15 protein-coding genes and 1 rRNA gene are annotated in these 19,977 nt (G+C 24.9%); 4 read left to right on the forward strand and 12 right to left on the reverse strand.

Annotated features, from left to right (window positions below; translation table 4 throughout):
• Window positions 1-593 precede the first annotated feature (593 nt).
• From EXC48_RS03705 to EXC48_RS03725, 5 genes are read right to left on the reverse strand one after another with little or no spacing between them, the layout of a single operon-like run.
• Complete coding sequence (locus tag EXC48_RS03705) at window positions 594-1,103, reverse strand: adenine phosphoribosyltransferase (protein WP_129720868.1); 510 nt, start codon at window positions 1,101-1,103, stop codon at window positions 594-596.
• A gap of 9 nt (window positions 1,104-1,112) precedes the next feature.
• Window positions 1,113-2,918, reverse strand: coding sequence for a translation initiation factor IF-2 (gene infB, locus EXC48_RS03710; protein ID WP_129720870.1), 1,806 nt, complete (start codon window positions 2,916-2,918; stop codon window positions 1,113-1,115).
• On the reverse strand, window positions 2,894-3,193 hold the full coding sequence (locus EXC48_RS03715; RefSeq protein WP_223216326.1) for a YlxR family protein: 300 nt from the start codon (window positions 3,191-3,193) through the stop codon (window positions 2,894-2,896). Before EXC48_RS03715 ends, infB begins: the two co-directional genes overlap by 25 nt.
• Window positions 3,174-4,910, reverse strand: a complete 1,737-nt coding sequence (locus EXC48_RS03720) for a transcription termination factor NusA (protein WP_129720874.1) — start codon at window positions 4,908-4,910, stop codon at window positions 3,174-3,176. The genes EXC48_RS03715 and EXC48_RS03720 overlap by 20 nt, the downstream gene beginning before the upstream one ends.
• Before the next feature lie 14 nt (window positions 4,911-4,924).
• Window positions 4,925-5,353, reverse strand: a complete 429-nt coding sequence (locus tag EXC48_RS03725; RefSeq protein ID WP_015287589.1) for a ribosome assembly cofactor RimP — start codon at window positions 5,351-5,353, stop codon at window positions 4,925-4,927.
• Window positions 5,354-5,817: 464 nt separating this feature from the next.
• Between EXC48_RS03725 and EXC48_RS03730 the strand changes: the two genes are divergently transcribed.
• A complete protein-coding gene (locus tag EXC48_RS03730) occupies window positions 5,818-6,333 on the forward strand; it encodes a PTS sugar transporter subunit IIA (RefSeq protein WP_129720876.1) in 516 nt (171 codons plus the stop codon).
• A 133-nt stretch (window positions 6,334-6,466) separates the two neighbouring features.
• Here the strand turns inward: EXC48_RS03730 and EXC48_RS03735 are convergent, their stop codons facing one another.
• The 5 genes from EXC48_RS03735 to EXC48_RS03755 form a co-directional block, all read right to left on the reverse strand.
• A complete protein-coding gene (locus EXC48_RS03735) occupies window positions 6,467-7,561 on the reverse strand; it encodes an IS30 family transposase (protein WP_129720878.1) in 1,095 nt (364 codons plus the stop codon).
• A gap of 213 nt (window positions 7,562-7,774) precedes the next feature.
• Entirely contained in the window at window positions 7,775-8,914 is a 1,140-nt protein-coding gene (gene metK, locus EXC48_RS03740) for a methionine adenosyltransferase (RefSeq protein WP_129720880.1), read from the reverse strand.
• 304 nt (window positions 8,915-9,218) lie between these two features.
• Entirely contained in the window at window positions 9,219-11,420 is a 2,202-nt protein-coding gene (locus EXC48_RS03745; protein WP_129720882.1) for an IdeS/Mac family cysteine endopeptidase, read from the reverse strand.
• 800 nt (window positions 11,421-12,220) lie between these two features.
• Window positions 12,221-12,409: a hypothetical protein gene (locus EXC48_RS03750; protein ID WP_129720884.1), complete on the reverse strand. Its 189-nt coding sequence runs from the start codon at window positions 12,407-12,409 to the stop codon at window positions 12,221-12,223.
• A 514-nt stretch (window positions 12,410-12,923) separates the two neighbouring features.
• Window positions 12,924-14,204 carry a hypothetical protein gene (locus EXC48_RS03755; protein ID WP_129720885.1) on the reverse strand — a complete coding sequence of 427 codons (1,281 nt, stop codon included), beginning with the start codon at window positions 14,202-14,204 and terminating at the stop codon, window positions 12,924-12,926.
• A 628-nt stretch (window positions 14,205-14,832) separates the two neighbouring features.
• Between EXC48_RS03755 and EXC48_RS04905 the strand changes: the two genes are divergently transcribed.
• Window positions 14,833-15,567 (forward strand): IS3 family transposase, encoded by a 735-nt coding sequence (locus EXC48_RS04905; protein ID WP_223216327.1) that lies wholly within the window; start codon window positions 14,833-14,835, stop codon window positions 15,565-15,567.
• Between the two features lie 51 nt (window positions 15,568-15,618).
• On the opposite strand, the gene EXC48_RS05075 is transcribed toward EXC48_RS04905, so the two are convergent.
• Both EXC48_RS05075 and EXC48_RS03765 read right to left on the reverse strand, forming a co-directional pair.
• Entirely contained in the window at window positions 15,619-15,747 is a 129-nt protein-coding gene (locus EXC48_RS05075; RefSeq protein ID WP_268814401.1) for a hypothetical protein, read from the reverse strand.
• A gap of 437 nt (window positions 15,748-16,184) precedes the next feature.
• Window positions 16,185-17,642: a hypothetical protein gene (locus EXC48_RS03765; protein ID WP_129720887.1), complete on the reverse strand. Its 1,458-nt coding sequence runs from the start codon at window positions 17,640-17,642 to the stop codon at window positions 16,185-16,187.
• A gap of 766 nt (window positions 17,643-18,408) precedes the next feature.
• Here EXC48_RS03765 and rrf point away from each other — a divergent pair.
• Window positions 18,409-18,514 (forward strand): 5S ribosomal RNA (rrf, locus tag EXC48_RS03770).
• 52 nt (window positions 18,515-18,566) lie between these two features.
• Window positions 18,567-19,697, forward strand: coding sequence for a DnaJ C-terminal domain-containing protein (locus EXC48_RS03775; protein ID WP_129720889.1), 1,131 nt, complete (start codon window positions 18,567-18,569; stop codon window positions 19,695-19,697).
• Window positions 19,698-19,977: the final 280 nt, after the last annotated feature.

A 19,977-nucleotide genomic window follows, 5' to 3' on the forward strand; every position in this document is an offset into this window, starting at 1 on the left:
TGTACTACGCCAGTTGTGGTGACTTCTTGTTTAGTTTTAGGAGGAAATTCAGAAATGCAAAAAAAAAAAAAAAAAAAAAATCAAATAAGTCCTAAAAATTCTAATAAGGTTAACAAAAATAAACAAGAGAAAATTAAAAATCCTAACAAATCAGATAAATCAAATATGTAAGATCAAGCAAATCCTAATGGGTCAAATGAATTAGAAGAAAACCGAAAAAATTCTAATAAATCTACAAATGATTCATTAGCAATGAATACCAAACAATGTAAAAATAAAAGAAGGAGATTTTTTAATTTTTACTAAAAGTTCTGAAAATAGCAAATAACAATTGAACTAAAAATACTAAAATGTATATAAAGATATTGATGTAACATCAAAAATTATAGTTAATGTTATTTAAAAAAATACATTAGATTTTGAATTTAATATTGATGAAAAAATGACGCCTAATTTAAAAATTCAATTGGTAAAAATTTTAGAATTATTAATTCGTGATGTTGAAGTTCAACTTTAATTTATTAAGTTAAATAGAATAAAAAACATTAACATTTATAATGTTAATATTTTTAAATTATTTAAATCACTAATTATTAAACTTTTATTAATGAAATAGTTTGTATATCTTTATTAAATAGTTTTCTGCCATTTAGATCTTTAAGTTCTAAAAGCACAATTACTTTAATAACCTTAACTCCTTGTGATTCTAATAATTTTATGATTGCGTTAGTAGTTCCACCGGTCGCTAAAACATCATCAACAATGGCTGCTGTTTGTCCTTGTTTGACAAAACCTTTTTGAATTTCTAAAACATTCGAACCATATTCCAAATCATATGACATAGAGATTACTTCACCAGGTAATTTATGTGGTTTTCTAACCATAATAAATGGTTTTTTTAAAATAGCTGCTGCTGGGGTCCCAAATAAAAAACCTCTGGCATCTGGTCCAACAATAATATCAACATCTCCTGCATATTCTGCAATTTTATTAATTGTATAATTTAAAGCTTCTCCATTTGCTAAAAGCGGCGAAATATCTTTAAACATTATTCCGGGTCTTGGAAAATCTTTAACATCTCTAATATATTTTTCTATATTCATTTTGTTCCCTTAATTTATTCTTACATCCTCAAAAAACTCTAATACATCATCTAATGCAATATCATTGAAATTTTTAATATGAGTACCAAATTCTTTTCCTTTTGCAACTTCTTTAACATCATTTAATTCACGGCGAAGGCTCTCTATAACCCCTTCATAAATTAATTTTCCTTTTCTATAAACTTTTACTTTTGATCTTTCTTTAACTACACCAGAATCTTGTAGACATCCAGCGATCTTACCGACTTTAGAATAAAAGAAAACTTTAATAATATGAGCCTCGCCTATTTTTCTTTCTTCATAAATTGGAGTTTTTTCACCTTCTAAAAAATTATTACAATCTTCCACAATTTTATAAATAACTGTATGTTCAATAATACTAATACCAAGGTTAGTTGCGTTTTGCTTTATTGTACTTGGTGTTTTGAGGTTAAAAACAAAAATAATTGCATTCGATGCCTGAGCTAGTAATATATCACTACCATTAATATGTCCAACACTTGAAGATATAACTTTAATTATTGCATCAGAATTCATTAAATTATTGATTTGTCCCTTAATTGCTTCATTTGTACCATGAACATCACTTTTAATAATAATATTAATAATTTTCTTACCGTCTGATTCAGTAGCCTTAAGATTTTTATCATATAGAAGATTCATTTTGTCAGTAATTGCCTTATCATTAGCCAATTTCTTAGCAAATTTTTCATCATTAAATCCAATAAATTTATCTCCTGCATCAGGGGCGTAATTTAATCCGGTTATAATACCAGGACATCCAGGAAGAACTTTCTCAATTTTATTACCTAATGAATCGGTTAAACTTCTAATTCTTCCGTATTTTGAACCAGCAACAATGAAATCACCTTTCATTAAGGTACCATTTTCAACAATGATTGTTGATACCGCTCCAGTTCCTTTATCAATTCGAGACTCAATAACTGTACCAATTGGATATCTATTTGGGTTTGCTTTTAGATCTAATATTTCAGCTAATAACATAATAGCATCAAATAAATCAGTAATTCCTTGACTATTTATTGCTGAACCATATACAATCTGGGCATCACCTCCATATTCTTCAATAACAACACCAGCCTCTGCTAATTCACCTTTTATTCTATCGAGATCTTTATTAGGTTTATCCATTTTATTAACAAAAACAATAATTGGAACATCAGCAGCTTTTGCATGAACAATGGCTTCTTTTGTTTGTGGCATAACTCCATCGTCAGCTGCGACAACTAAAATAATAATATCAGTAACTTTCGCACCTCTAGCACGCATTTTTGTAAATGCCTCATGTCCAGGGGTATCTAAAAATGTGATCTTACTATTCTTATGTGTAATTTGATATGCACCAGTATGTTGAGTGATTCCGCTTGATTCAGTCAATGCAATATTTGAATTTCTTATTTTATCAATTAAAGTTGTTTTTCCATGATCTACGTGTCCCATAACTGTAATAATCGGACACCTCTTAACCAAGTCATTTTCATTATCTTCAAAATACACTTCTTCAAGGAAATTTGAACCATCTACATTTGTTTCCTTTTTAAAATCATATCCATTTTCTATACATATTTCAGCAATTTCTTCTTCATCTAAAATGTGGTTTAAATTATACATTTTACCTTTTAAAAAGAATTTTTTAATAATGTCATTAGCATTAATTTTTGTTAGTTGTGAAAAATCATTAATCGACATTTTACTTGTAAAAACAAATATCCCGTCTTTTAGTTCTGTTTTTGTCGTTTGTAATTGATTTTTAACATCGCTAACATTACTTAATCTTGATGTTTTTTTGCTCATAGTTTCTCCTCTAACTCTGGTTCGAGTTTTAAATATAATTCAAAGGTAAAATTAGTCTTAAATATTCTATTTAATGCTCTTGTTTTTTTTATTTTCTCTCAATTTTGTTTTTCTGGTACAAAGTATGCACCTCTACCATTCATATTTTTATCTCAATCAATTTTTAATATATTTGTTGCCTTTTTATAATCAAATCGTATAAGTTTGGAAATTTCAATTATCTGATTTGTAATTATGCATTTTCGTTTTAAAGAATTAATTTCATTCATCTTCATCAAATTCACTTAAATCAATATCGCCATCTAGTCCATAATTAGCTAAATCATTATCGACTTTGAAATCTTTAATTTTCTTATATTCTTTAATTATTGTTTTTTCCTTTTTAGTTGATTCATTATCGTTTCTGTTATTAGTAGGTTTTTCTTCAACCTCATTATAGTTTTCAAATTCTTCATCACCAGCAACAAACTCAGGATCAAACATTTCATTTAAATTATCAATAAAATCATATTTATTATTTATTTCGTGTTCTAATGAATTATTTACTTCCTCAAATATATTATCAATGTCTTTTAAATTAGGTTCATTATCTATAGGAGTTTTTGGTTGTTTATTTAAAATAGTTTTTGGTTTTATTTCTACCTTATTTTGCTCATCTTGTGAAATTAATGCTGCCAAATCATCATTAAGATTACTTAAAGCCTTTTCTAATTCAAAACTATCAAGAAATTTAGCTGCATTAGCTCTTCTAATACTTTTTGGCTGAGTCTTTTTAAATAATGGTTTTTCATAATTTGAATGTTTAACCATTGTTTCAAGATACTTTTTATTATATGGCAATTTCTTTTCATCTGCTTTTGTAATTCCGACAACCTCAAGATTAATATTTGTAATTCTTGAAGCTAACTCAACATTAATCCCGCCTTTTCCGATTGCTTTTGTAACATCTTCATCTTTAACAATAATAAATGCCTTTTCAAGATTTTTAGTTATTAAAACATCAACCGGTTTAATTGGAGAAATAGCATTTTTAATAAATTCTTTTTTGTTATCAGAATATCTAATTACATCAAGTGATTCACTTACTCTTTGTGAAGCAGCTAAAATTCTTTTTGCACCCTCACCAAAAATTGAACCAATAATATCAAAATTAAACTCTTTTGTCGGATTAGGTCTAACAGCTACTTTCGTTCTATTTCCAGCATCTCTTTCAATTTTTACAATTTCAATATCATTATTTTCGATTTCATAAATTTCCTCTGTCAATGCTTTTCTAACCTCATTTGGATCAATCATAGAAACTTCTAATGAAAAAGTACTCTTTTCAAGATTAATTTTTTCTAGTGTTACTTCGACTTTTGAACCTGGATTTATTTTTTTACTTTTATTTATCTTATTTTTAGGTAAAAAAGCTCTAAACTGTTCTCCATCATAAAATAATTCAACATCATAGCCAAACTTCATAGCTGTATTTATTTCTGCAATAAAATTTTGACCGATTTTATCTTGAAATAACGAATTTACTCTAGTATGTTCGGCATTTTTTATTTCTATTTTTACACCATTTAAAATTGCCGCTTTAGACTTGAAGGGTAAATCGTTAAAGAAAAATTCAATCACAATTTCACTACCATCTTTATATTTTAATTTATCTTTAGTAGGTAAATCAGAAATTTTAGCATAAATAAATTTTTGAATTTCAGAATTATCACCTTCTTTAAGAATCATATCAACTGTTTCATCAGAAATAGCTTGACCTTTAATATTTAATAATTTAGCAATTTTATTTTGATCATCATAAATAATTTCAATCATTGCATCAGGGTCAAAAGTCTTATTAATAACTTTTTGAATTTCTAATTTAAAAATATCAATAATGGTTTCTTTTGGAAGTTTTTTGCTTTCTGAATAAGCTTTAATTGTTTGGTAAAAGATTGCTTGTTCTGAGTTTTCAATATTTTGATCTTTTATTATTTCTTCTTTTTTTCTCACAATATTTCCATCCTTTAAAATTTTATATACTTCTCTATTTTTTTTATTTCTGATTTAGGAATAAGAATTTTTCTTATATTCCCTTTTTGGTTTCATAAAAATTTTATTTCATCATTTAAATTTTCAAGTATTTTAGCTATTATAAATTCATTGCCATTAAAACTTTTAGAAAATGTCACTTTAACATCATTATTAATAAAATCGCCAATTTGTTCAAATCTTATTTCTAGATCTTCGCCTTTTGATAAAACCTCTAAAGTATATTCATCATTAAATCATTCTTGAGTATCAAGAAAATCGCTAATTTTTCGCGAAATATCTTCAACATCATTTAGATCAGTATAATTCACCACAACCTCAAACGTATTTCCAAATGAATTTGTTAATTTCGCAGAAATTATTACATTCCCAAAATGATCAATTAACATTTTTTTATAGTCCATAAAAACTCCCTAAAAATAGGAAAGAGTTGCACGTATGCAACTCTTAGCCTTTGTACTTACATATTTTATACACTAATTATTAAAATACATATGAAATTATACACTAGTTCAAAAGATTTTTGAAAGAAATATTTTCGTTTTTTAGTTGGTGCTAATTTAGGCATTCAAGCCTATATTATAGATGTTTACATAAAACTAATTGTTTAAAAATATAAAAACATCTATTTTTATAAAATATTTCTATCAAAGTAGTTTTAACAAAATGAATAATTCCATTTTTTTGGTTAAATTGATCTAACAGAAGATAAAATACTAATATTTTCATTGAAAAGTAAATTAACAATTCAAAAAAATGCAATATTTCATCAAAAATTAACAAATTAACCAAATATGTATTTGTATTATTATAAACTTTTTATTGGAAAGTAATATAATATTTATATAATTTTTTTAAGGACAATTTTATGCGGTTTTTTAACTTATTTAAGAAAAATAAGGTTGAAGAATATGTTGAAATTTCACCAGTATATGAAGGAAAATTAAAAAGTCTTCAAGAGCTAAATGACCCAGCTTGTTTTTCTAGCGAAGCATTGGGAAAAGGTTTTGCTATTGAATTTTCAAACGATGAAAATGAAGTCATCTTAAAAGCGCCTATTACTGGAAAAATCTCTGCAATATTCCCCACCAAACATGCTTATGTATTTGAATCTCTTGATGAAGTAAAGGTTTTAGTCCACATCGGTTTAGACACTGTAAATTTAAAAGGTGAAGGTTTTGAATCATTGGTAAGCATTGAATCTATGGTAAAGAAAGGTGAACCATTTGCGAAAGTTAATTTAAAACTAATTCGTGAAAATAATCTAGTTTCAGATGCAATCGTAACAGTTCTACCAGAAAGTAATGTGCATTCAATGGATATTGTTGATCTAAACGGCAGTTTTATTACAACCGATAATGTAGTTATTAGAGTAAAGAAGTAAGCATTATATAAAAAAGTTAACATTATTTTGTTAACTTCCCAAAATGCAAAGTCAAGTGCAACACTTATTTTGTATAAAAATAACAATCAAGAATTGTAAAAATGATTGTTATTTTTTTATTTAAAAAATTTATTTATTTTATTTTTTTAAAAAATAAATTTCTACTTGTGTTTGAAGTTCTTTTTTTCTGATTATAAATATAAAGAGGTTCTTCCTTAGGTATTTCCTTTCAAGGTTCATCACTATAATTTAAATTAAAAAATAATTCATCAGCAGAGAAATAATTATGAATTTTTCTTGGCATATTGTTTATGGTCTTTTGAAGGTCATAAATTTCTTTTTCTGATATTTTGTTGAAATTTGTTCCTTTAGGAAACTCTCTTCTTACCAATCCATTAAAATTTTCATTTAGTCCTCTTTGGAAGGAAGCATAAGGATCAGCTTGATAAATTGGTATGTTTAACCTATAGCCAATATAAAATAAAGCTTTAAATTCAAATCCATTATTAGTAGTTATTGATTTAACATTTAGTTTGTAAATTTTAATATATTCCCAAAGCTTTAATATTAATTTCCATAGATTCTTGTTTTCTAATTTTATTATAAGTCCTCATCTTGTTTTTCTTTCAGTAAATGTTAATAAATGGGATGATAAACTACTTCTTTTTCCGACTATTAAGTCTATCTCTCAATGACCAAATTCATTCTCAAAATTTTTATTAAAACCCCTTGTCCATATAGGTTTTACTATTCTATTACCGACTAAAGTTTTGACAACATCATGTGTTTTTCTTCCTTTATTATATTTTCTTAAACGTTGTTTCGAATTCAATACTCATAGACCACTATTTATTCAATTAAATACTGTTCTTAAAGTAGGTATTTTAAATTTGAAATGATGTTGAATATAAAAATGAGTTAGATCTACTCCAAAATATTTTTTGTTAAATTTTAAAATAAATTGATTAGTAAATTCTTCATATTTATTTATATTATTAATGAGTTTAATTTGTTCTTTTCACCTTATTCTATTTAAATGTTTGTTATGTGCTTCCATACCAATATAACCATTTTCAGTTGAATTATTTTTAATTTCTCTTAGTACTGATGATTTTGTGTAACCTAAAATTTGAGAAATTTCAGAAATTGGAGTTTCAAACTTTTTAAGTAAAATTTCTAATTCAATTCTTTTTTCTAAGTTAAAATGTTTATAATTAATAATGAGCACCTCCTGAGTTTATAAATTGGTGCTTTTTCTTTTTTAAAGCACCAATTTAATTTTATATTTTATTAAGAAAAGAATAATAAAATTTCCCCCCACCCAAACACATAAAAACAATTAAGTTTTTTTGTGTTTGGGTGGGGGGAATTTTTAATTAAGCTGTTGCACTTGACTTTGCAATTCAGCAAGTTAACATTATTTTGTTAACTTTTTTATTCCTTAATTTTTAGATTGATTAATAAATGTCTTTATTTGTTCGACTCTATTTAACTTTTCTCATGGAAATTCAACATCTTTTCTTCCAAAATGACCAAAATATGATGTTTTCGCATAAATTGGTTTTCTTAATTCAAGAACATCAATAATACCTTTGGGTGTTAGATCAAACACTTCATCAATAATACTTAAAATAGTTTGATTATCAATTTTTTCAGTTCCAAATGTTTCTACCATAACAGAAACAGGTTGAGCTATCCCGATCGCATATGATAATTGAATTTCAAGTCTATCAGCCACACCAGCTGCAACTAAATTTTTAGCAACTCATCTAGCTGCATAAGCTGCAGATCTATCAACTTTTGTAGCATCTTTACCACTAAATGCACCACCACCATGACGAGAAGCACCGCCGTAGGTATCTACAATTATTTTTCTACCGGTTAAACCTGTATCCCCAATTGGTCCACCGATAGTAAACTGTCCAGTTGGATTTATTAAAATTTTATCTGGTTCAGATAAATTATATTCATTTAATGTTGGTAAAATAATTTCATTTTTAATATAATTTTTAAACTCATTTTCAACATATTTTGTTGAATGTTGAACGCTCATTAAAACAGTATCAATTTTTGTTTGATTAGGATCAGAATAATCAACTGTAACCTGAGTCTTCATATCTGCCTTAGCTCATTTAAATTTTCCATTTGCTCTTAATGTTTCAGCTTTTTTAACTAATTCATGGGCTAATGTAATTGCTAACGGCATATATGTGTCAGTTTCATTGGTAGCATAACCAAACATAATTCCTTGATCACCTGCTCCAATCTCATAATTTTCCAATTCAACTCCCATTGTTATATCAGAACTTTGTTTTCTTATATCTGTAATAATACTTGTTTGGGTTGTAAAATAATTCAATGATTTTAAAATATTAATTGCAATTTCTATAACATAAATATTAGCAGTTGATTTTACTTCTCCTGCGATAAAAATATTATGTCCACTTGCCATTGTTTCAATTGCAACTTTCGCTGATGGATCTAGTGTAATATAAGCATCTAATATTGCATCAGAAATCTGATCACATAATTTATCAGGATGTCCCTTCCCAACTGATTCGCTTGTAAATAATTTTTTCATAAAAACCTCACTTTTCTTTTTAAATGAGGTATAAAGATTTTATAGTATGTTAGAATTATAATTCCCTGACTATCCACCTTGCAAACGCAGGTTGGCGATGGTTATCGTTGTCAAACTACCATCCTCTTTATACCTTAGTAAATGTTTTAATATTATATTACGATTTTGTTTTTACAAAACAAAAAAGTATATATTCCAAAAGCGTATATTCCAAAAGTTATGTGCAACTTATTAGTAAAAAAATGTTATTCAAAAAACCAAAAATATTAATTTTAAATTTAGCAATATTTTTGGTTAAATTTAATTAATTATTATCATTAAAATATTGATCTCAATATTTTGTTCCTAGATCATATGTATAAATATCAAGAGCTTGAGTTAAATTTTCTTTCTTCCCACCGATGTAAATTTTACCTGTTTTAGTATCAAAGTCTACTTTATAACGTTTCATTCCAAGCCTCTTTTTAATTCCACCTTGTGTTAATTCAAATTTAGGGTCATCAGAATCAGTCACATAAAGAGCCTTTAGAATACCATCTTTATCAAAATCCGCACCTCATACATTTATAATGTGATTAAATCTTACAGATGAATATGTATGAGAAATTGCAAGTATTTTGTTTGCTAATATTTCGTTTTTTAGTTTTTGGCTCAAATACTTAGCTCCATATCCATTTCTAAAAGATCATCTATTTGTTAGTAAATGACTACCAAAAACATCTTTAAAAAATCCATGAAATGATGACTTATTTCTTTCATAATTAGCTTCTATATTTAAATTTGGATTAAAAGGCGTATATCCATAACCATTAATAAAAGTATCGAATAATTTATGAGGTCATGCAAATCTACCACCTAGAAGTTTTCTGAATATTTCAAAAAGTTCACTATGTTCAGAATTAGTAATGATGTTATCGCTAGATTCTGTTTCTTTAAATTTATTTACTTCTCTAAAATCTGCATAAAAACTACTTATTGAATTTGTATTCTGCACAATTCCTTTTTTAGGGTCTTTTAAATATTTATCAATATAATTTTTATTTTGCTTACTTCAATAATGAATAGCATTAGCGGTGACAATCGCAGCACATAAAAAGTTATCTCCTCTATCAAACTCTTTATTTACATCAAATCATCCTTCATTACGATCATTATGTGCATATCATCAACTATCTATGTCATCGCTTTCATTTTCATAATGCACAAATTCATTAAATTTTAGATTTACACCTTTTAAGAATAAAGTTTTAGTTACTCCTTGTTCTTCTAAAAATTTACCTAATTCTGTTCCTTTTAATTGATCATTTTTAAGATAATCCTTTAATTTTTGATCATTTTTCCTTTCTTCTAATATTTCTTTCTGTTTAGCATCAAGTGTTCTTAAGTCCTCATTTTCTGCGTCTTTTGCAAGTTTGTCCATTAATATTAATCTAGTTTTTAAAACATCAATTGTAACATTATGAGAGTTTTTGTTTTGTTCAGGTATTTCAGGAATTTGATTTAGATATTCATCTCTTTTTTGGTCACTTAAACTAGTTAGTGACATAATTTTTGGATAAAAAGCATAAGATCTAATGGTTTCATATATATAATAAATTAAAGCTAATTCAGTATATTCTTGATTATAATTATCCCCTGAAAATCTTATTAGTCTAGCATTTAGTTCATCAAGTTTTTCATCTTTTCCATCTAATCATTCGCGAACATTAATATTAGATAAAGGCAATAAAATTAAATTCTTAAAATTTATAATTTTATCTTTTAAATCTTTCGGAATAATTGATTTTATTGCTTTTAAGTCAGTTAAATTGCTCAACTTTTCTTTAAAATATTCAATTGCCAATTGACCATTTAAAGATTGTTTAGAGTCTGGATATGGAAGGGAATTTATTTCATTTAATGCATTTTTAATTTCATTTGATAATTGCTGAATCTCATTATATTTTTGAAGGATTTGTTCAAATTTTAAATCATTAATCATTACTTTTAAATTATTCTTTGGGTTCTTTGCATTCGGATAATCCAAATTATCAATTTTATCTTTTAAATCTTCTTTTATATATGATAAAACTCTTAGTTGCAGATTTGAAAATTTATTATCAGATATTTTATTCAATTCAGTATTTAAAGAAGCTTGCTTATTATTTGGTAGCTTTGAAATTATGCTTCTATATTCAGAAACCATAATTTTTAGTGTAATTATTTTTGATTCTAATTTATTTAATACAACAATTTTATTAGCATCAGATATATTTTTTTCGTTTAATATTTTAGCTAATTCATCATTCAATTTTACTTTAGCATGCGCATTTATTGATGGATATGAAATGTTATTTATTAAACTTTTTATCCTATTTCTTTTCATTAATAGTTGTTGCTTCAAAGGAGAATTTAAATCATTGTTATTAGAAATTGATGACAAATCACAAGAAACAACACCACCTATAATTAATGTTGTAAATGATAATAATCCTAGAGTTTTAAAAACATTCTTATACTTTTTCATTTTATTCCCCTTGTAATCATCTATAACTTATATATTGATAAAAAAATTTTATTTTATAAATAAAATGTTAACAATTTGTCTACTATTTTTTTGTATTACAAGAATGCTTTTTTTTTTTTTTTTTTAGAAGTGAAAATGATAAAATAAAATGTTATTAAAAAATGATAAATAAAATTAATCAATTTTTCAAGGTATAAACTCAAGCGTGCCCTAAAAACTCGTTAATAAAACAACAATCATTAATAAAATAATTGTTGTTTTATTATATTTTTAAAAATATCAAAATTATATAAATTCTTCTATTTTTTTCATCTTTCATTAAAAACACTATTGGTTTTTTGTTGCTTTTAACTGAAACTCATTTCTCTTTATTATCAAATTGTACCTAACAAATAATTTGATTTTATCTTGATTAATTGCTACCAAATATTCAACTGAATATCAATCCAAAATGAGATATCTATCTTTTTTATTATATTTATCGAATAAAAAATAATTTATGCTCATTATCTGTTTTAAAAATTGTATAAATTTTTCACTAAGTTTTTTTAAAGATTTCTTTATTACTTTTGATTTTTTCCTTGTGAATTAATTAATTCTTTAATTTGTTGTTTTGTATACTCGTCAGTGTTAAAAAGACTCTCTTATTTTAAAGAACTTTTAGATGCAGAATATAAAACTTGATAAAATTGGGTAATTGCCATATTATAATCTATCATTTTATGCAATTCCTTATTACCTTTAAGAATATAAAAACATCAATTTTATCGCTAATCAGACTGAATATAAAATTTTATTTTTTAAGGTTTTAAATGCATTTCTTTTAACTTCTTAGAGTATCCGTGTTTATTAGTTTTAGTATGTAATTCATTTTTTATAATAGATTTATTTTGATTTATTAAATTAAACTTTTCTTCAAATTCTTTTATTTCATTAAGAGCAAATAATAGTGTTCTTAATATATAAATATATGCTATCTTCTTTTTCATTGAAAATTTGTTGTGTAGTTTTAGTATTTCAATCTTTTAATTGATAATATTTAGATACTCGTGATTTAAAGTCGCTTGGGGTTTCAACTTTATTATCTTTAAATAATTTTTCATCAAAAAGACCTCTAAATTAGATGTTTCAGAAATACATTATAATAATAATAATAATTTAAATGGTAATTTAAAATAAAATTTATTTTAAAAGCTGAATTGCAAAGTCAAGTGCAACAGCTTAATTAAAACCCCCTACCCAAGCACAAAAAACTCAATTGTTTTTTTGTGCTTGGGTAGGGGGAATTTTATTATTCTTTTTTAATAAAATATAAAATTAAATTGGTGCTTTAAAAAAGAAAAAAGCACCAATTTACAAACTCAGGAGGTGCTCATTATTAATTATAAACATTTTAACTTAGAAAAAAAGAATTGAATTAGAAATTTTACTAATTTTTAAATTTTCTAATTAAAAAAATAAGTGTTACACTTGACATTGCATTTTGGGAAATAACCTAAATGGTTATTTTTGTTTTCAACTAACAGTATTTCAAACGTGATTAGTTTTTTTATCAAATTTTAATTTAAATTCATCAGTTGATTTATTATCAAATATTACTCTAACATATCAGGTTAATTTATTATGATTTTTATCATTAGGTTTAATCAATTGTTCGATTTTTCAACCGTCTTTTTCATAAAAGCGAGCTTTATTATCTTTAGAAGTATCAAATAAATGATTAAATTTAATATGGTCTAATTCAATATAGACATTTTCATTAAGTTTTTTAAATAATTCATCTTTCTTACTAATTGCTTCTATGATTTGTTGTTCTGTATATTCTTTTGGATTAAATCCATTTTCAAATTTAATTTGAGGTTTAGTTGCAGTATCTAAAATATGATAAATCTTAGTTAAAGCTAAATTATAATCAAACATTTTATGTAATTCTTGATTTTTAAAAAAGTCATAAAAATCATCATTTTTATTTTTGGTTCAAGTTTCATATGAACTTTTTTCTTTTAAGGTTGTAAATGCTTTTTCACGATATGCTTTTAATTTATTAAAATCCCCGTGTGCATCTTTTCCTAATTTAGCATTAACTTCATCTTTTGTAAGCGCTTTTGGTTGTAAATTTAAATTAAATTGTTCTCCAAAGTGTCTGATATCAGAAAAAGCAGTTAAAATTGCTTTTAATTTAAAATGATATTCTTTAAGTTCTGATTTAAAGTTTAATATTTGATTAATTGTTAAATCATCTCATTTTAAATTTCTAAAATAAGTTAAATTCTTACTTCCAATCTTGTCTAAATCAACTTTTGTTTTAAACTCAGTATCATCTTTAAATAATTCATTTCATTTATTTCAATGTAAAGCAAGATGTTTTTCAACATCATTTCTAATATTTTGCTTGATGCTATTATTTACAATTTCACTAAATTTTACATCTTGATCTAATAGTGTGACAGGTTTATCAAAATTCTTCTCATCATAAGCGTCAAATACTGCTCGATATGCTTTTTTAACTATTTCTTCTGGATCTTGTGTTTTATGACCTTGAATTTGTCTATTAAAATCTTGTTCAGAAATAGAACCATTAATATTATCTTCAAAACCTAATAGTTCAGTTCCTGAAGGGACACGGTTATGTTTTGGTGCTTGTCATTTTTGAGATTGTTTTAATGTTGATTGAGTGTCTTTTGCACTTGATTTATTATTTGCACATGCAACAACGCTAGCTCCAATTAGTGTTGTGATTGATAATAATCCAAGACTATTAAAAATTTTCTTGTACTTATTCATATTATTTTGAGAATCTCCTTATAATTTTTCACTTAAAAAAAAAAAAAAAAAGTACTTATAAATATAAGTTAAATAGTCAATATGTTTTGAATATTCTCAAAAATTCTAATAACTTTAAATTAGCTAATGTAAAAATAAATTCCTCGAAAATGGACAAGTTCCTTTTTTTTTTTTTTTTTAAGTAAAAAAGCAGTAAAATGTATAAATTTCTTTTTCGTTCTTATTTTAAGAATATTCTATTACAATATATATTTAAAAAATAAGCTTTATTTTCTCATAACTTCTTAATATGAAAAAAATTTTCCAGAATATACAAAAACAAATTAAATATTATTACAATCCCTTATTTCAAGTAATTAATATAAATCATTTTTTATTTAATTTAATAATTTTTTATTCTTCTTATCATAAGATGAGCAATATCTTGACTTAGTAAATCTTCTAAACTCTTTTTATATGAAACTAAATTTTCTTTAATCATTCTAACATTCTAATTTTTTAGAAATTAATTTCTTTTTTTAATTTATTATCATCTATTTAATTTAAAATATTTTTTTTATTTTAGACTGGGAAAAATCATTCGGACACTTCCGAGTGATTTTTTCACATATTTAAAAGGAGAATATTTATGAGACATTTAAAAACAGAAGAATGAGTAAAAATCTTTAACGCATATGATAACTTCAAGAATCGCAAGATCAGTAAATTTGAGTTCGAACAAATCTCTTTTTCTATTAGACAAAATTATTGAAATAAAGGATCATTAAAAAGAATGTTGAGAAAAAGAAAAATGTATCATTTGAACATGAATATTCAATCTAAAACTGGTAAAGCAAGCAAAAAAGGCAAAGGTGTAGGTAGAAAGAAAAGGAAAGCTCTTGACTATACGTGAATTGATACCCTTAAAGATGATGAAAAAGATGCGGTAATAAAATACTATTACAGAATTTTTAGCGAAAATAACATTGATGCTGATATTAAAAATATTAAAGAAATAGAAAAGCTTTCATCAAGCAATAAAGCAAAAATTTTATTAATAGCAAAATCAACATATTACGAAAAGTTAAAAGTTAAAAAAATTGAAAAGCAAAAATATATTAAACACGAAGAGGTTATTCGTCAAAGTTTTATGGATAATAAAATGAGATATGGCAGAAGAAGATTATCCAAATATTTATTCTTAACTTATAACATTAAAGTGAACCCAAGAACCCTCGAGAACTATATGAAGAGATTAAATTTATTCACTTTTGTACGTAGAAAAAAGAGACAAAAAAACACAAAAATACTAATGTTAAGTTTGCGGATTTGGTTCAAAGAGATTATAATTCAAAGAATAATACAATTTACGCAACTGATGTAACTTATATACCAGCACCAAAAGACATTAATCAAAATCATACTTATTTATCAGCTATAATTGATCATAAACAAAGTTTGTAACATATGAAATATCATTAAATAATGATACTGAATTAGTTTTAAATAATATTAAAAATACGAAATTTGAAAATAATTTTACATTTAAATCATGGTTCTGCATATTTTTCGATAGATTATATTAATAAAATTAAGTCTTTAAATGGCTAAATATCAATGTCAAGAATTGGCAATAGTTTAGATAATCGTGAAATTGAGTATTTTTTTTCAATACTCAAAAGCGAAATTTTTCTTCACTTTTCTATGAAGTGTGCCAAATGAATTTTGATGAATTATCATACAAAATCAGTGAATTTGTAAATTGATATAATTATAAAAGAATAAGATTGTAAAAACAAAATCCTATCCGGATTCCATTTTTGGTTAAATCTAAAAATGGAATCCGGATAGGATTGAAGTGTCCGAAAAAAATTTCCCTGTTTAAAAACACCCTTTTTCAAAAAGTTTTTAACCTTTCAAAAAGGGTGTTTTTTAAAAAATGTTATTTTTTGTTTACAATACAAGAAATAATTAATTAAGACTATTTCATCTTTATTTTAATTATTTTTTCTTAGGTGTTGGTAATGGTTGTGTAGCATTAGGTTTAGATTCCGCAGGTTTTTTAGGTGTTGTTGATAGCGGTTTTCATTTAATACTACTAATAACTGCTTGATTTTTATAATCAATCATCAATTTAAAATCATCTGTTTGTTTATTATCGTACATTACTCTAACAAATCATTTTAATTTATTTTTATCAGGTTTAATTAAATATTCAAATTTAAATCCGTCTTTTTCATAAAATCTATTAATTTGGGTTTTATTACTATCGAATAAATGATGATATTTATGTCCATATAATTCAATATAAAGTTTTTCATTAAATTTTTGTATAGTATCTTGAATTTTCTTATTATAAGCATCTATTATTTGTTGTTCTGTATATTCATTAGGATTTAATCCTGTTTCAAATTTAATATCAGGTTTAATAACCGCATCTAAAACCTTATAAATATGAGTAATAGACATATTATAGTCTATCATTTTATGTAATTCTTTATTTTTTGAAAAATCATAAAACTCGTCAGTTTTATTTTTTAATCATTTTTCATATGAAATTTTATCTTTTAAGGTTTTAAATGCGCTTAAACGGTATTCTTTTAATTTATTAAAATCCCCGTGTTTGATTCCCTTTAATTTTTTATTAAATTCATCTTTTGTAATAAACTTATTATTAGGATCATTTATGAAATAAAACTTCTCACCGAATTCTTTTATTTCACTAAAACCAAATATTAAAGTTTGTAACTTAGTAATATATGCTTTAACATCTTCTTTTTCATTAAGAATTTGTTGCGCAGTTTTAGCATTTCAATTTTGAGATTTATAGTATTTTGATATTTGTGATTTAAAGTCACTTTCAAGTGGTGAATTATTATCTTTAAATAATTTTTCATCAAAAATACCATCTAACTTCTTTCATTGACGAGCAATATATTTATCAAAAAGTGTTTTAATGTTTTCTTGTTCTGATGTTGAAAAAGTATCAAAGGTTACTTTTTGTTGTTCTGGGGTTAATGTCTTTTTTTCATCTTTAAAGTTTTTTTCATCAAAAGCAAGGGTTAAATTTTTTAAGGTTTCTTGCGGAAGTTTATTTGGGGTGTTTCCCTCTAGCTGATTATCTTGTTTATCAGGTTTAGAACCCTGAATTTGTCTATTAAACTCTTCTTCACTAATAGAATTATTGATGTTGTCTTCGATACCTAACAATTCAATTCCTGATGGAACTCTTCCGTGATCAGGCACTTTTCATTTTGGTGATTGTTTTGGAGCACCTTTCTTTGGTGTTGATTGAGTATCTCCAGGTTTTTGCCCTGTTTCCGGAGCTTTTGGATCTTTTTGTCCTGATTCTGGTGCTTTAGGATCTTCTTTAGGTGAACATGCTACAATACTAGCGCCCATAAGTGTTGTAATCGATAATAGACCAAGACCACTAAATATTTTTTTATACTTTTTCATAATTTTTAGAAATTCTCCTTATAATAGTTAAAGATTTGTTACTTAAAAAAAAAAAAAAAAAACTTATAAATAAGCAATATAAATATTCAAACTTAGTATTTAAAATATTTAAATATTCAAAATAATTTTATTTTTTTATGCTTATTATAAGTACTAGTCTACTAGCTCAAAAATGGACAAGTTCTTTTTTTTTTTTTTTTTTAAGTAAAAAAGCAGTAAAATGTATAAATTTCTTTTTCATTCTTATTTTAAGAATATTCTATTACAATATATACTTAAAAAAATAAGCTTTATTTTCTCATAACTTCTTAATATGAAAAAAATTTTTCCAGCAATATATAAAAACAACTTAAATATTATTACAATCCCTTATTTCAAGTAATTAATATAAATCATTTTTTATTTAATTTAATAATTATTTATTCTTCTTATTATAAAATGAGCAATATATTGACTTAGTAAATCTTCTAAACTCTTTTATATGTAGCTAAATTTTCTTTAATCATTCTAACATTCTAATTTTTTAGAAATTAATTTCTTTTTTCTTTTTTTAATTTATTATCATCTATTTAATTTAAAATATTTTTCTATTTTGCGAACTTTTTTAATAAATAAGATTTCATATATAAATTATGTTATTTTAATTTTTCATAGTTATATAAAAATCTAAGTTATTTTGCACAACACATAAAAATTTTATTTTATTTTTTTATTTTTTTTTTTTTTTTTTTTTTGCTTGTTTTTAAAAACTTAGTATATAATATTAATCAGTGGTCATAGCAAGAGGGATCACCTGATACCATTCCGAACTCAGTAGTTAAGCCTCTTTACGCCGAAAATAGCCGAAAGGTGAAAATAGGGAACCGCTGTTTTTTTTATATTTTTTATTAGCAAATAACATATAATTGTGCTAAAATTTATTCTATGAGTACAAAAAGAGATTATTATGAAATTTTGGGTGTTAATAAAAACGCTACTGAAAAAGAAATAAAAACAGCATATCGTTCGCTAGCAAAACAATATCACCCAGATAAGTTAAAAGATGGAACTAGTGACCAAAAAATGAAAGAATTAAATGAAGCTTATGAGATATTATCTAATAGTGAAAAAAGAAATATCTATGATAAATATGGTCATGATGCGGCAAATGGTAGAGCAGGCTCTGGCGGATTTGATGCTAGTGGTTTCGAAGGTTTTCAACATGGTTTTGGAGGGTTTGAAGATATCTTTGAAAATATTTTCGGAGGGTTCGGTTCAAGTAGTAGAAAAAGTTCATACAACCAACCGCAAAGAGGAGATGATGAAAAAATTGTTAAAGTTATTTCCTTTATGCAAAGTATTCAAGGTGATACATTAAAAGAAACTATGAATAAGTATGATTATTGTTTACATTGTGGCGGGACCGGTGCTGAAAGTAAATCAGATATATCCTCATGTGACAAATGTAACGGAAATGGTTATACTTTCAAAAAAATAAGAAGTATTTTTGGGATGACACAACAGAGCGTAGTTTGTGGTTATTGTTCTGGTACAGGGAAAAAAGTAATAAAACAATGTTCAAATTGTCGCGGAAATAAATATATTAAAACAAATAAAAATGTCAATATTCCCATTGCTCCTGGAACCGATAACAACACATTGCTTAAATTAAATGGATATGGAAAACCTGGAATAAATGGTGGACCTAGCGGCGATCTATATATTGAAATAAAGGTTCAAGATCATAAATATTTCCATAGAAAAGGTTATGACTTATATTTAGATTTTCCTGTTTCATTTGTTGATATAATGTTAGAAAATAATATCTTAGTACCAACTCCTTATGGTAACATAACTATCACATTAAAAAAATCATATGAATCTGGTCAAATAATTAAAATTCCTGGTAAGGGAGTACAACATAAAAATTATGTTGGTGACTTAAAATTGATATTAAAAATAATTAAGCCAACTATTTCAAGAACTGAGACAAAAGAATTAACAAAAATTCTTGAGAAACTTAATGATACTTCAAATAGCGATTTTACAAACATTGTAAATAAAACTTTAAAATAATTTAAAAAATAAAAATCGGACTATTAATTTAGTCCATTTTTATTTCTTGTATTTTAATTTTTTATGTGTAGTAAATTATTGTAACTTAAAATGATTAGTGAATAAGTCCAATGATTTATCAAAATAAAAACCATTGTTCATCAGGCACCGATTTAATAATTTTATTATTGTTTTTAATTTATATTTATTTTTTTCTTATAGCTAAGAATATTTTTAATTGTGTAAAAAGTATAATTAATACATCTCTCTCCAAATAATGTATTAAAATACTTTTAAATTC

The sequence above is a fragment of the Mycoplasmopsis cynos genome (assembly GCF_900660545.1).
In the GTDB taxonomy this organism is placed as follows: domain Bacteria; phylum Bacillota_I; class Bacilli_A; order Mycoplasmatales; family Metamycoplasmataceae; genus Mycoplasmopsis; species Mycoplasmopsis cynos.